This is a genomic window from Paenibacillus sp. F411, from assembly GCF_017582705.1.
Classification (GTDB): domain Bacteria; phylum Bacillota; class Bacilli; order Paenibacillales; family Paenibacillaceae; genus Paenibacillus_AQ; species Paenibacillus_AQ algicola.
Window position 1 is genome coordinate 24,431 of sequence record NZ_JAGFIP010000005.1, and the last position, 14,302, is coordinate 38,732.

Annotated in this window: 12 protein-coding genes and 4 tRNA genes; 2 read left to right on the forward strand and 14 right to left on the reverse strand. The window is 50.7% G+C overall.

Translation table 11 applies throughout. From position 1 onward, the window contains the following. Positions 1-20 precede the first annotated feature (20 nt). Together JJQ72_RS06970 and JJQ72_RS06975 are read right to left on the reverse strand one after the other, a co-directional pair. Positions 21-1,280: a TadA family conjugal transfer-associated ATPase gene (locus tag JJQ72_RS06970; protein WP_138226779.1), complete on the reverse strand. Its 1,260-nt coding sequence runs from the start codon at positions 1,278-1,280 to the stop codon at positions 21-23. Further along, on the reverse strand, positions 1,277-2,443 hold the full coding sequence (locus tag JJQ72_RS06975) for a P-loop NTPase family protein (RefSeq protein WP_208203203.1): 1,167 nt from the start codon (positions 2,441-2,443) through the stop codon (positions 1,277-1,279). Before JJQ72_RS06975 ends, JJQ72_RS06970 begins: the two co-directional genes overlap by 4 nt. 315 nt (positions 2,444-2,758) lie before the next feature. Here JJQ72_RS06975 and JJQ72_RS06980 point away from each other — a divergent pair, with 315 nt between their 5' ends. Next, complete coding sequence (locus tag JJQ72_RS06980; RefSeq protein WP_208203204.1) at positions 2,759-3,613, forward strand: thermonuclease family protein; 855 nt, start codon at positions 2,759-2,761, stop codon at positions 3,611-3,613. A 2-nt stretch (positions 3,614-3,615) separates the two neighbouring features. Here JJQ72_RS06980 and JJQ72_RS06985 read toward each other — a convergent pair whose 3' ends face one another. The 6 genes from JJQ72_RS06985 to JJQ72_RS07010 all read right to left on the reverse strand — a co-directional run bounded on the left by JJQ72_RS06985 (position 3,616) and on the right by JJQ72_RS07010 (position 6,089). Continuing rightward, the gene (locus tag JJQ72_RS06985) at positions 3,616-4,014 is read right to left on the reverse strand and encodes a thiol-disulfide oxidoreductase DCC family protein (RefSeq protein ID WP_397331284.1); all 399 of its coding nucleotides are present in this window, start codon (positions 4,012-4,014) and stop codon (positions 3,616-3,618) included. Positions 4,015-4,093: 79 nt separating this feature from the next. Then, complete coding sequence (locus JJQ72_RS06990; protein ID WP_138226783.1) at positions 4,094-4,372, reverse strand: hypothetical protein; 279 nt, start codon at positions 4,370-4,372, stop codon at positions 4,094-4,096. 89 nt (positions 4,373-4,461) lie between these two features. Then, complete coding sequence (locus JJQ72_RS06995) at positions 4,462-4,704, reverse strand: zinc ribbon domain-containing protein (RefSeq protein ID WP_138226784.1); 243 nt, start codon at positions 4,702-4,704, stop codon at positions 4,462-4,464. 165 nt (positions 4,705-4,869) lie between these two features. Then, positions 4,870-5,289, reverse strand: coding sequence for an organic hydroperoxide resistance protein (locus JJQ72_RS07000; protein WP_138226785.1), 420 nt, complete (start codon positions 5,287-5,289; stop codon positions 4,870-4,872). Between the two features lie 183 nt (positions 5,290-5,472). Continuing rightward, positions 5,473-5,555 (reverse strand) — tRNA-Leu (locus JJQ72_RS07005). Positions 5,556-5,732: 177 nt separating this feature from the next. Beyond that, complete coding sequence (locus JJQ72_RS07010; protein ID WP_208203205.1) at positions 5,733-6,089, reverse strand: helix-turn-helix domain-containing protein; 357 nt, start codon at positions 6,087-6,089, stop codon at positions 5,733-5,735. A 165-nt stretch (positions 6,090-6,254) separates the two neighbouring features. Between JJQ72_RS07010 and JJQ72_RS07015 the strand changes: the two genes are divergently transcribed. Further along, the gene (locus JJQ72_RS07015; protein ID WP_208203206.1) at positions 6,255-6,896 is read left to right on the forward strand and encodes a hypothetical protein; all 642 of its coding nucleotides are present in this window, start codon (positions 6,255-6,257) and stop codon (positions 6,894-6,896) included. 98 nt (positions 6,897-6,994) lie between these two features. Here the strand turns inward: JJQ72_RS07015 and JJQ72_RS07020 are convergent. From JJQ72_RS07020 to JJQ72_RS07045, 6 genes are all read right to left on the reverse strand, one after another. Then, positions 6,995-7,077, reverse strand: a tRNA-Leu gene (locus tag JJQ72_RS07020). A 28-nt stretch (positions 7,078-7,105) separates the two neighbouring features. Further along, positions 7,106-7,181, reverse strand: a tRNA-Lys gene (locus JJQ72_RS07025). Between the two features lie 47 nt (positions 7,182-7,228). Next, positions 7,229-7,303, reverse strand: a tRNA-Glu gene (locus JJQ72_RS07030). Between the two features lie 222 nt (positions 7,304-7,525). After that, positions 7,526-12,505: an S-layer homology domain-containing protein gene (locus JJQ72_RS07035; RefSeq protein ID WP_208203207.1), complete on the reverse strand. Its 4,980-nt coding sequence runs from the start codon at positions 12,503-12,505 to the stop codon at positions 7,526-7,528. 32 nt (positions 12,506-12,537) lie between these two features. Then, on the reverse strand, positions 12,538-13,350 hold the full coding sequence (locus JJQ72_RS07040; RefSeq protein ID WP_138226789.1) for a carbohydrate ABC transporter permease: 813 nt from the start codon (positions 13,348-13,350) through the stop codon (positions 12,538-12,540). Between the two features lie 13 nt (positions 13,351-13,363). Next, entirely contained in the window at positions 13,364-14,260 is an 897-nt protein-coding gene (locus tag JJQ72_RS07045; RefSeq protein ID WP_233281039.1) for a carbohydrate ABC transporter permease, read from the reverse strand. Positions 14,261-14,302: the final 42 nt, after the last annotated feature.

The following is a 14,302-nucleotide window of genomic DNA, read 5'->3' on the forward strand; positions in this document are numbered from 1 at the left end:
CACTTGACTCCCTGCCTTTGTCACAGCCCCTCTGAAGCTTCTCCGAGCTCCTGCAGGGGCCACCGTGTCATTCCGGCCATCAAGAGCTTGTCCGTATGTACAATAGGATTGCCGCAGCGTTCCAGTTCACCCCGCAGCCGTCCGTCAGACTCTCCCCGCTCCACGAAACGATACAGCGGATTTAGCTGAACCTCCCCCTCCCTTAGCCCTGCCACCTCACTGATCTCTGTTACGCGGCGCGAGCGGTCGCGCAGCCGAGATAAATGAACCAGAATATCCACCGCCGAGCTGATCTGCTGACGAACCACCTGCACAGGAAGCTCTCCACCGCTAAGCACCATGGTTTCCAGTCGACTGATCATATCCTTGCTGCTGTTGCTATGTCCTGTAGACAGCGACCCGTCATGTCCCGTGTTCATCGCCTGCAGCATGTCCAGCGCCTCACTGCCGCGAACCTCGCCTACAATAATACGATTGGGTCTCATGCGAAGAGAGGAGCGGATAAGATCTCGAATATTGATTTCGCCCTTTCCTTCGGTATTTGCATTCCTGGTCTCCAGTGCTACAAGATTGGGAACCGTGACGATCTTCAGCTCGGCAGAATCCTCAATCGTGATCACCCGCTCATCTCCCGGAATGTATTGAGACAACGCATTGAGAAAGGTCGTCTTCCCGGAGCCTGTACCTCCGCTTATAAAAATGTTATATTTACTCCTCACCAAAATGCGAAGCAGCTCCGCAGCTTCAGACGATAACGCCCCCCGCTCCACCAGCTGCCCCATCGTCATCGGAGACTCCGGAAACTTGCGAATGGTCATGGTCGGTCCCTTCAGCGCAACAGGCGGCAGCACGATATTTACGCGGGAGCCATTCTGCAGCCTGGCGTCGACAATGGGAGACGATTCATTCACGACCCGATTCACGGACCCGACAACACTCTGGATAATATCCTCCAGCCTGTTCCTGGACTCAAACCGGACATTTAGCTTCTTGACCTCGCCTTCCTGTTCGATGAACACTTCTTCATGGCTGTTAATCATGATTTCAGTGATCGCTGGATTGTCAACCAGAGGCTGAAGCACATCCAGACCACGAAAGGAATCAAACACACGTCGAATCAGCTCCCGCTTCTGCGCTGCCGTCAGTGACGAGATGTCGCTCCGGCGCCAGGCATAATCCTCAATCTGCGCCATCAGCTCCCGATTGCTCACAGCCGCAGACAAATCCAGACTGCCCCGGACTTCATTACGTATCGAGTGGAACATCTCGTCCAGACTCATCTGCCGCCACCACGCATTCCATCCATGAAGGCTCCGGAGGACTGAGCGGTTCCATACAGCTCATGGCACAGCTTCAGAATCTCCTTCTGAAAGGCAGGAGTATGAAGCTGCTCCAATAGGTTACTGCTGTCCCAGCTGTTCATCATTGGCAGAACATGATCTGCTGTTATCTCCTGCTTCCTTGAATCCAGCTTAGGCGTATAGCGGTTTATGATAAATCGACTCTTCGCTGCGAAGTCTGTGCCGTTCATCTCTTGGGTGCCAAGATGCTGTATCCACTTCCCCGTCTTCCATTGCCCTGTATGATCCGCAGTCAGGACCCAGAGCAATTCATCCGCATGCCGGGTGACCGCCTGAAGCAGCTTCTGGTTTAATCCATCGTTATCAACAACGATCATGTCATAACGATTCAGGCCCTGCAGAGCTCCCAGCAGAGCAGCCGTATCGTCTGCATTCATCTCCAGCATCTCCTTCACCTCAGCACCGCCAACCAGTCCATCGCATTTCAACGCTTCCTTCCTGACAATGTACGGCCCCAGATCGATCTCTTCTCCGTTCTCCTGAAGCACCTTCAGGTCGTACAGCAGCCGGGAAAAGCTGCTCTTGCCGCCCTGCAGACGTTCCTCGGACAACAGCTGCTCACTGGAGTTCAGCATTTCCAGATTAAGATACAGCACCCGGCAGCCCAGCTCCGCGAGCTGCCGCGCTATGCTCATGGCAATCATCGTCTTGCCGCAATGACCTATTGCCGAGACCATTCCGAGTACACGGGTCCCTCCAGACCGAAGCTCCCGGCCCGTATGGCTGCTGTGCACACTTCGGCCCGCTCGAGCAAGCCATCCGCTCAGCAGCTCCGGGATCGGCTGATATTTCGGTACAGCCACCTCATGCTCCGCCACAGGGCCGATGCTCCCGTCACTCAGGTAAATCCACCGTCCCGGGATCAAAGGCAGCTCAAGGCCCCTCCAGGCCTCCAGCATAGCTCCATCCAGAACGACCAGATCATGCTTCTTTCCCTTTTCCTTGTACTGCTGCAGGGCATCCACGCGAGTAAATGCCGCAATCTGTAAACGAGTGGCATCATCGCTGGATTGCACATAATTCAGGACGGCTTCTGCATATGGAGGGTCCTGTACTGCCAGTACCAGCCTCACCGGATCCATATCTCCATTCTCCTTTTCCCAAGACAACGCAAAAAAGCACCCTTCTATACTGCAGCATCTGCAGTCATAGAACGGTGCTTCCGTCGTCTTGTTATATTTTTACATAGGATAGCATATACTCCCGGGGTCTGCAACCGAAATTTTGGATCATTCCCACCCTATCTGCTGCTATAGGCACCCTTGCCAAACCTCGGCAAACCTATCATAATACAATGGAACAAGTGTTCCGAGTCGATGTCGGTTTATATACAGTTGAACTACATAACGCGCTCCCTATCTTACACCTATTACAACTACTTAAAGAGGAGAATCATCATGAGATTGAAACTGATCCCTGCGCTGCTTGCAGCCTTGCTGCTGACCGGCTGCGGTAGTGACCACGCAGAACGCCCCCAAGTCCCGGCTTCCGGGCAAGCACCTGCTTCATCCTCCGGGGCTGACAAGAACTCTGCACCTCCCGTCTCCGGCAAAGGATATGAAACCGACCAACTGGATATCGCTAAAGCACCGGTTCAGCTAGTTAGAGCCGTGGATGGAGATACCATCCGGGTAGAGTGGCAGGGACAAGAGGAGAATGTTCGTTTTCTTCTGATTGATACACCCGAAACCAGTCACCCTCAGCTCGGCGTACAGCCGTACGGCCCGGAAGCCAAGGACTTTACTGCCCGTATGGTAGAAGAAGCAGACCTTCTGGAGCTGGAATTTGATATTGGGCCCAACCGCGATAAATATGGACGCCTGCTCGCCTATGTCTATGCCGATGGGGTGATGGTCCAGGAAGCCCTTCTACAGGAAGGTCTCGCGCGGGTCGCCTACATTTATCCACCCAATGTGCGATATGTCGATAAATTCAACGGACTTCAGCAGGACAGCCGCAATGAGGCGCAAGGCATCTGGAGTGTAGAAAATTATGCACAGGAGGACGGCTTTTATCCCGAGCATTTTGATGATACTGCAGCAGCTGAAGCTGAAGAGCCAGCATCCAAAGCCACACCAGCGGAAGACAAGACTCCGGCCAATGGCTGCAGCATTAAAGGCAATATCAACTCCAAAGGAGATAAAATCTACCACACGCCGGAATCCAGATATTATGACGCTACCGATCCGGAGGCGTGGTTCTGCAGTGAGCAGGAAGCTGAGGCTGCCGGATTTCGGGCGCCGAAGAGCTAGCATTACAGAAAGCGACGGCGGATCTCCGGAGTCGGAATCATACACTCTTCAGACTTTCCGAACCAACGATACCGGTTATTAGCGACCCATTGGTAAACAGGATTCCTGATAAAAGGGGGTACCATCACGAAGACGTAAAAAAGCGGCCATGGCAGCGGCAGCCGCTTTGCAATCCGCAACGCAGCAGCGGACTTCGTATAATAGGTTCCTCCTTCAATGACAATTACGGTATTATTCAGCTCTGGAGACAGCCCCCCCGCAAGAAGGAGCTCCTGCCCAATGTCCGACTGCTGGGAGGCAAAGCGAAAGCGCCCTTCAGGATCCCGTTTGATGATAAAGCGCGTAAGGCCTTGGCATAAATGGCATACACCATCGATCAGTACAATAACGTGATCCGTCATCCTCATTCCTCCAGATAAAATGTACAAAAATAGCGTGGAACTCATACCAAAGTCCACGCTGTCGTTGTGCCTCATTCAATTATTCGGCAGCTGCCTTGCTCAGCCATTCTCCCTCTTTCATCTGCTCATCAAAATCCGAAGAAAACTTCTCCATGCATCTGCAAATGAAATCCTTGCGGCATACGGGACAAGGCGTCTTGCCCAGACGGCTGACATTCGTCAATTTCCATTCTGGATAACGGTTGTAAAACACGCGGCAATCGGTTCCGTCTGCCAGATTGATGATGAACTCATAAAGCCCGTCCTTCTCATTGTTTCCGGCTTTAGTTACATTGGTAATCTGCGGTCTGTATGGCATGTGCATCACCCATTTATCTTAAATTTCTCGTTCATTAGTACATTGTACTTTCCGGTACTTAGACATATTAAAGAATTTCAGGGGCAATGTCAACCAAAGAAGACGTCAAAGATGGAGCCCAGCTGTCCCCGCTTTTTCCCCTCCAGAATATCCGGATTGAACACTTCTACATATCCACAGTCCATACAGGATACGAACAAAAAGTGATTATGCTGAATATCAAACATCTTACTGAGGCCGGCTCCGGACATGGATACCTCTTTCGTCTTGCACTCGGTCCCCTTACATTTCGTGCAAACAAAACGTTCCGCAATCATATCCTCAATTTTCATAAACTTCCCGTCTCCCTTCCCGATTCAACATATCCTTCTTTACGGCATGCGCTTCATTTCGGTTCATTTTCTTCACAAATTCAGGTCTTCACGTCAAAAAGACGGGCTCCCAATGAGCCCGCCTTCATATATGAGCTGCTGCTATGCCGCAGACCCGTTCCTTGATTACACTACATTTAATTCTACATCAATATTTCCGCGGGTAGCCTTGGAATAAGGACAGAAATCATGCGCTTTTTTGGCCAAATCCTCGGCTTGAGCACGATCAATCCCCGGCATGTCTACATTGAGCTTCACCGCCAGCTTGAAGCCGCCGTCGCTGTCATCCTTGCCAATCATAACCTGGGAGTGTACGGTCACATTATCCAGCTTGACGCCTTCCTTTCGGGCAACATTCGCCAAGGCACTCTCGTAGCAGGCACCATATCCCGCCGCAAACAGCTGCTCTGGATTCGTACCGTCTCCGCCGGGTCCGCCAAGCTCCTTCGGCATGGAAAGATTATGCTTTAACGCACCATCGGAGGACTCCAGGGATCCGTTTCTTCCGCCTTTAACCTTCACATCTGCTGTATACATTGCCTGCATCACAAAATCATCTCCTTCGGTTAGAAAAAACTATTATCCACATTTGTTTTATAAACGTCTCACTGTAATTGAAACGTAAAATCGGGTGGATGACCGTCAAATAGCATTTCCAACCCCCGGATGGAGTATGCAAAAAAGCAGCCTTTCGCTGAGTATTCAACGAAAGGCTGCTTCACATTGCGATGCGGTAGAGAGGACTCGAACCTCCACGGGTATACACCCACTACCCCCTCAAGATAGCGTGTCTGCCATTCCACCACTACCGCATAATAAGCTTCCTCTTGAGGAGAACATTCCTATTATACCTTGCTTGCTTGTGGAAGTAAAGCATGATCTGCGCCTGTACCTATGCACTTGAAGCCACTGCCTCAGCATCAAATAAAAAGAACAGCCCTCAAGCACGGCTGCTCCTTAAACTGCGGTTGTTGAAACCGAAAATGAATTTAAAGCTTCTTGTTCCTCTTCTTCCGGTACTCCGTAAACGCTATATATTCCTGAATGAAATTCTTCTCCTCCTCAGACAGGCCATCCAGATGCTTCTCCTTGGCTGCTTGATCCCATTCATAACCTTCGCGCTCTTCCATAATCCCTTCCGGTGTTCCGCGGCCCACAATGAGCCAATCCAGGCTGACAGAGAAAAAAGCTGAAATTTCAATCAGCTTATTCGTGCTCGGCGTCGTCTTACCCCTCTTCCAATCCCCGAAGTTCCCGGTACTAATTCCCAGCGCTTCACAAAATGCTTTTTTTGTCATCCCCCGGCTTTCGATAAGCTGTTCAATTCGTTGATATATCGAGTGCATTGAAAGAACCGCCTTCCTGATCCCTAAAAAAAATCACTTATGTACGTCATGCATTATTGACACCATACTTAGATAAGTGTATAATAGGTGCATTACGTCTAAATTATACCACATTTGTCATCGCACTGTTACTGCACCCAGATTTGAATTGGAGGCACGATGAGGTTGAGTGATATATTATCCTGGGGCCATGCTGTACATCATGTGATGTCTGGAATGGTAATCCTCCGCGAAGACGGCACCATCGACAAGATCAATGATCGTCTGCTCTCCATCATTTCACATTGGGGACTCCTGCCCGACGTTCAGCTTCAAGGACTTTCTGTTTTTGAGTTGAGACCGGAGCTGTTCGGCAGGCCTTTCTTCAGCACTTTCTGCCATGACATATACTTACCTGCCATCCATAGTATCCTTCGGGGCGATGAGCACAGCTTCCGCATGGAGCATCAGATCCAGCTTCAGCAAAGTATCGCCTGGTACTTGTTCGAGATTCACGCTCTGACCCGAGGCCCCCAATCCACCTCACACGGTGCGATTCTTTCATTTACAGACATCACAGAGTTTAAGAACCGAGAAACCGAACTTAGGCATGCATTAGGCCATGTCTGTGTGCTCCCGGATCATATTCCCATCTGCGCCGTCTGTAAGCATGTCCGCTCTGCGGGACACTGGGATCCTGTGGAGAGCTACCTGGAGAGCAAGCTGCCGGTGCATTTTACACATGATATTTGTCCCGCCTGTATCCGCCGTTTATACCCCAGATATTCTTCGATCCTGGACCATGCCTCTTCCGCGGAAGAAGAGTAAATGAATCATCATATGACAAACAGCCCGGGTGATGAGGCTGCCGGGCTGTTTGTTTAGATAGAAAAAGGCTCTGCATCGCTGCAGAAGCCTTTTGTTTATGCGGTAGAGAGGACTCGAACCTCCACGGGTATACACCCACTACCCCCTCAAGATAGCGTGTCTGCCATTCCACCACTACCGCACAATATAAGGATTACCTATGAATAAAATGGTGAGCCATGAAGGACTCGAACCTTCGACACCCTGATTAAAAGTCAGGTGCTCTACCAACTGAGCTAATGGCTCTCGAAGAAAATGGACCAGCTGCGCCATCATTCATATGTTAGATAAAATGGTGACCCGTAGGGGATTCGAACCCCTGTTACCTCCGTGAAAGGGAGGTGTCTTAACCCCTTGACCAACGGGCCTTATTAATAGCTGCTCGCCGTGACGACAAGATTGAGTATATCAAATATATATCTATGTGGCAAGCACTTTTTTTGAATCGACGGCAATCTGCGTTTACTCGGTATTTAAAGCCAAAAAAGTTAACCGGAGTCTTCCTCTACAAACGGAAGACTCCGGCATCATCCTTCCGAACAGCTTCACTTTCTAAACCAATAGAGCTTATCTCTGCCGTAAATTGCTTGTTACTTGTCCACCAGTTTTACAAGCAGCGCTGCAGCCTCAGCGCGGGTAATGGTTCCCTTTGGCTTCAGCGTACCGTCCGGGTAACCGTTAACTATGCCGATCATCGTCAAGGCGGAAATTGCTTTTTGAGCCCAAGCCGAGATCTCGTTTAGGTCCGAGTAGCTCAATGCGTTAAGTTCTTGCTGTGTCAGATCTTGCTGTGTCAGTTTATTCTGGAAAGCACGGTACAGGATTACCCATACCTCTTCTCTTGTCATTTGGCGATCCGGCCGGAAGGTTCCATCGGCATAGCCTTGTATGATTCCCGCATGAACCATGCCGTTAACATGTTCTGAATACCACGCACTCTCTGCAACATCAGTATAAACAGAACCTGCTGGGGCTCCAGATAATCCGAGTGTCCGCGAAACAACAGTTACGAACTCCGCTCTGGTCATCTCCTGATCCGGTTTGAAGGAGCCGTTATCGTAGCCCTCCATAATTCCCTTAGCGGATAGATGCATGATCGCTTCAAAAGCCCAGTGGTCATTTATGTCTACATAGGCTCTTCCTTGTCCGGTTGAAGGATTTTCACTCACTGGCGAATCTGGACCATCGTTACTGCCAGGATCACTGGAGCTGTCATCGTTACCGGGATTTCCGTTGTTGTTCTGGTCCACAATCGGGCCCGTGCTTCCATGATCATCTCCGCTGCCGCCATTTTCATTACTGCTGCCATCTCCATCATCACTGCCGTCTCCATCATCACTGCCGTCACCACCACTGCCGGTGCCGCTGCCATCACCGTGATCGCCTCCGACAACCTTGACCTTCACCGGCTCCGTGTAAATATCGTACGTCTTCTCTTCATCAATCGTTCCCGTATATCGAAGCAGCACGTAAGTGGTACCCGGTTTCCCAGCCTTGATCTTGCTGCCGTTGTCCTGGTCCAGGCTTACAATACCACTGTCATCAAGAAGTACAATACTTGGGTTTACCTGTTTTCGTTCGCGACTATAGCTTTCTGCCCATGCGGAGAGTTCCGAGCTCTCGCCGGACTTCATGATGACTTCCTGATTTTCAGGCTCTATTGAAATGACCCAATCTTTCGCCCAGTATGCATAATCTGTAGTAATTCCAAACACACCCAGCAGAAAAATATTGATGAAATGATCATAATTGTTAAACGTCCACGGTGAAATGATCAGACCACGCTGATGAGCAGCATCCATAAATTTAGGGCCTAATCCGCCGTAGCTGGTATTCAAGGTGCTGTTGTAACGCTGCATCACCTTCAGAGTCTCACGCATAGCGCCATTAACCCGACTCTCGCTCGCATACCCGCCAGTCAACAGGCCAAGAGGCATGTCCGGAAGCTGGGCAGCGAGCCGATCCAGCTGATTCGTATCGAAGGACATGACATTAAACAAGTCTTCTGCATCCTTCTCTTTTACAAGCTTCACAAAAGCATCTACTGCTGCAGGATTATGAGTCTTGATCTCTGCATAGATCATGACACCCCGTTCCCGGGCCAAATCAATCTGCTCCTCCAGTGTTGCGATCCGTGCTTCCGGATACTCCGCCCCCGGCACCTGCCGAACCTTTAAGCTCCGCAGCTCTTCCAAAGTCATATCCTCCACCCGGCCAGTTCCATGAGTGGTTACATGTACAGCACTATCGTGGATAATAACCAAATGCCCATCTTTGGAAAGAAAAATATCATTCTCAATATAATCCGCTCCAGCCTCGATCGCCAGCTCATTGCTGATGATGGTATTCTCCGGAGCAACCGATGGCATCCCTCTGTGCCCGATCATATACGGCTTACGAATCAAGGTGGTGTGATAGAAGTACACCCCCAAGGCCCGATAGGCTTCGCTCGGTGAGCTCGTGATCATTCCGTTCACACCTGCTGTAATCATACGGTGAATATCCATATATTTATCCTGCTCATTCTGCAGCTTTGCTTCCTTGCTCCACACCACGATCGTTCTCTGCTGAAGATACGCGGTGTTGTCTTTGGTTGCTGCATCACGGGAGAGCATGGCAATCTTGGCGCCGCTCAGCGTTGTCTGCTTGCGAATAGCCATCAAGTCATCGTTGGATTTCACATTCCACCCGCTGAAATCCACAATTCCCCGCAGCATCGGGTAAGCCTGCCTCGCTACCTTGACCAGTTCCGGCTGATTAGACACGATAAAGGCATCTTCCAGACCGATGCTTGTCAGGTGGGCTATCAACCGGCCAACCGTCTCTGAGTCCTCTACATAGAATGCCGGCATGATTCTTGTGTCTATGGATTGAAGTGCATCCTGAAGACTCATAAGCTCTTGTTTTCCTTCGGGATCGGTAACCTGCAGGTTGGAGTTCACGTACATGACCAGCGTGGCTGGCAAGCTTCCTTCAGCGTAGGAATCCAGCTGCGCCTTGTTCTGAAGCTCTGCAATGACTGACGGGGCAAGCGCAATGAAGGTATCGGCCTTGACAGTCTCTACGAAGCTGGATTCCGGAAGCGGCGGCAGCTCTGTCTCCCGTAACGTTACCTTAAGATGATCTACCTTCATGACACTGCCATTGGCCTGCAGACCGATACCGCCCCGGAGGTAGGAGCCTGCTTGATCGGTGTTCACGATCACCTGCCCATTAATCGACTGCATGACCCTGACTCCATGAACGGCAACCTTATAACGGTACATCGTGTCTGAATGGATCGTTTCTCCAAACGCCCCTTTGTTCATGACATTCCACGTATTATTCGCCGTACGTTCCGCAAACTCCACGCCATTGGCCGCTTTAGCGTTCTGGCGGACCGCCATGTGATAATAAGGATAGCTGCCGCTTGTTCGGTTTTGAGTACGATACATGATTGAATGCCAGCGAGTGGGCTCGTTTGCCGCAGCATGGGTTACGTCGGCCTCAATGTCATAATTCCCGAACAGCTCCAAATACTCCGGAAGCAGGACACGGGTCGGATTATCCGGTGCGCTGGACGCATCGATCACAAATGCACCATCCTTGACCGCTGCCTTTCCGTCGGTTTTCCCCTCCACTTTCGTCCATCCATCAGGGAAATCTCCATCTGCCTCCTGTTCAAAATCATTCTCATAAAGCACGTATTCTGTACTCGCCTCGTCTTTGGCAACAACCAGCAGGGAAACGCTAGCCCCGTCCTTCTCCCCTGTTAATGAATAAACGCCCTTGTCTTGAACGATCAATTTGCCGTTGTTGACCACGACGGACGAGTCGTCTGCCGACCAAGTCAGATCAGCTCCGGTCATCGTACCATAAGTAAAGTCATTGAATTGGGCAGTGAATGGAAGCTCCGCCAAGGCCATCTCTTTCCCTGCTTCAGCCAGCACATATCCCGAATCATGGCTGAGCGAAGTGACAGAGACCCCGTCAGCTCCCGGCTCTACAGTCACTTCCTGGGACCATTCTGCGTTAGCATATACCGCTGTCAGAACAGCAGATCCTGCCTTTAAAGGGTAAAGCATGCCGCCGCTCACCTTGAGCACCGATTCATCGGAGGAGACATATTGAATCCTTTCCGGCACGATCGCTTCCTCCACTCCATCGGAGAAATATACACTGCCAGTGACCGTATAAGGGCCCGTCAGTGACTCCACCGTTGGAGGAAATGCAAGCCGCAAATCATCGACTTTAATCCGTGTTACTTTCAAATTGTCGAACGAGACGGTGCTTTGGTCTCCTTGAAAGCCGATTTTTCCACGGTCCAGCAATCCGGATGTGAACTCCTGATCAAGCAAAAGCTTGTAATCTCCTTCATCCTTGGCCTTAATGTACTCTTTGACGTTATCGCCGAACACCCTGACCTTCAGGGTATAGTCTTTTCCCAGCTCCAAAGCGTCTGAGGAACCGCTTGCCATAACAGACCAGCTGTTACTCGGATTGCGGTAAGCTACCTCAAAGCTTCCGTTCTGGCGGACCGCCATTTGATGGTATGGCGCTTGGCCGTTCGGCGCCGCTCTGAACATCAGCGCTGCCCAGCGGGCCGCATTCAGAACACTGTGGAACCGAACGTCCGCCTCAATGGAGTAATTGTCCCATTGCACCGGTGCTGTAATTCTGGCCTGCTTACCGGAAGCAGTTCCCGCGAATGTCATGCTTTTATTACCATAGGTATCTTCCGTCACCGAAAATGACGGACTTCCCGCTTGAACATCTGATATCCATCCGTATGGAATTTCACCACTTCCGAAAGAGTCAAAATTCTCCTCTAGCAATACCGGATTTGCATCGCCGGACACCGGGTTGTCCTTCACCAGCGCAAGGATCCCGTAGCCGCTTGTATCATTCCAGAATGAGCTGGATTGATGTGCACTCCAGGCATTGACCCGTTCATTAGAAGGATCGTTGCCGTAACGGTCCGTCGCAGTCGCCTCAAAGCCAAGCTGCTGCTGTTGAATCGGATTCATATCCAGCATGCTCCAAGGCACAGCCACCTCTAGAGACCACCCCTCTCCGGTCGTCCGGATCGCTCGTAAAATTTGCTGGGCATCCTTGCCGGAATGGTCGTCCAGCGCTGCGCCAAAATGAAAATCTGGCGTTGCAGAATTCGGCTTGTACACAAAGCCAGCCTGCATATCGCTGTTAACATACGGCGCAGATCTATGCAGCGTTGGATCAAAAAACAGACTTACGCTGTCCTGCTGGAACCAATATCCCGGTGCCTCGGACATGAGCTGATCATCCTTCATCTTCATGCCGATATACAGATACTGATTGTCCCAGAGAAATCCCATTTCTGCCGCAGAGGACAAGCCCTCCCCGAGTGGAACGTCCAGCGTTTCGCTCATCGACCAGAACGCTTCCCCGACATCACCGTCAATCACTGGAGGAGTCATTGTTTTCCGGACCTCCGTCCGTTTCAACTCCTCCTGTGCGCTCACAGGCGCAGCAGGCAGAACAAGGGACATTACTAAACTTCCGACCAGTACCCATGTCAAGCTGACAGCGATAAACCTTTTTGCTTTTCCCACTTCATCGTCTCCTCTTCTTCATGATTTCCTGACTATTTCAAGCCGGCGTGCATGAAGCTCTCAACAAATTTTCTTTGGAAAAAGAAGAATGCAATCAGCAAAGGTGAAATGACCATCATGGTTGCCGCAGTCACCGTCCCCCACTGAGCCCCTGTCTCGAAGGATTGGGCAAAAATGGCGATGCCGACCGTCAGCGGTCGGTTGTTAACAGAATCCGTAACAATTAGCGGCCACATAAAATTGCTCCAGTGCGTACTGATCGAGATCAGTGAAAATGCGATGTAGGTCGGTCGTGCCGACGGCAAATAAATGTGCCACAGGGTTCGCCACCATCTGCACCCATCCACCCGCGAGGCTTCATCCAGCTCATAGGGGATTTGCTTGAAGGTCTGTCTCAGCAGGAACACACCGAACGAAGAGGCCCAATACGGAATCATAATCGCCCACTTCGTATCGATCAGATGAAGCTCCTTCATCACGGTATAATTGGGAAAAATCAAAATATCCGGCGGCACCATAATCTGAACCAGGAACAAGACAAAGAGCAGTCCCTGTCCAACAAATCGCAGCCTGGCAAACGCGTACGCCGCAAGCGTAAGCGTAAGCAGCTGAACCATCAGAATGCCCAACACGATCATGATGGTATTCCAATAGTAAATTGGAAAAGGAATGGTCTCCCACGCCTTAAAATAGTTGCCGAAGGTCGGTTCTGTGACGGCGAACGGGTTAGAACGCGTCAGCATCTCACTCGACGGCGTAATGGAGGTGACGGCTGCCCAGATCAAAGGCATGACAAACCCAAGCGCCAGCAGTGATATCACCATTTGATTGAGTAAGCGATGCATGAAACCTTCCTCCTCAGTAGTGGATCCGCTTGTCAAGGAAACCGTAATAGAATATCGATACGGCCAGCAGCATCACGAGCAGAATGACGGTTAATACGGACGCTTTTCCCATATCCCAGAAGCTGAACGCCGTTTCGTAAATATGATAAAGCAGCAAATTGCTCGCATTATTCGGACCGCCCTTAGTCATGATGTACAGGTGATCCACCAGCTTGAAGGAATTCGTCGTAGCAATCACAAGTACGAACAACGTCGTCGGCATCAGAAGTGGAAAGGTGATCGCTCGAAATTTCCGAAGCGGACCCGCTCCATCCATTTGGGCTGCCTGATACACCTCTTGAGGCAGCGACTGAAGTCCGGCCAGAAAGAAAATCATGAAGTATCCAGCCTCCTTCCAGATCAGCATCACCATCATGGATACCAGCACCCATCCCGGTTCCCCCAGCCAGCCCGGACCCTGAATGCCGAATAATCCGAGAAATTTGTCCAACAGCCCGTAGTCTGGTGTGTAAATAAAGAGCCATATATTTGCGATTGCAATCATCGGAATCAGTGTCGGATAAAAGAATGCCGCGCGGATCAGACTTCTCCCGCGCAGCTTCCCATTGACCCACACAGCCATATATAGCGCAAGCCATATACTAACAGGCACGGTTACGAGAGCGAGCCAAACATTGTTACGGAGCACCTTGTGGAACACCTCATCCTGAAGGACATGCTTATACTGATCAAGTCCCGCAAAATGTCTCTCTTTTAACACCGTCTCATAGAAACTCCAGTCCAGCACCTTGACCATCGGATAAAACGTAAATACAGCCAGAAGGAGTAGCGATGGAAACAATAAAGCATAGGCCAAAAGATTGTCTTTCAGACGATATCCGCGAAAACGACGCGGCCAGCTGCGTGTCACGAGCCTCTCACTTCTTTCTCAGGCGATGATAGGGGAGGAAGC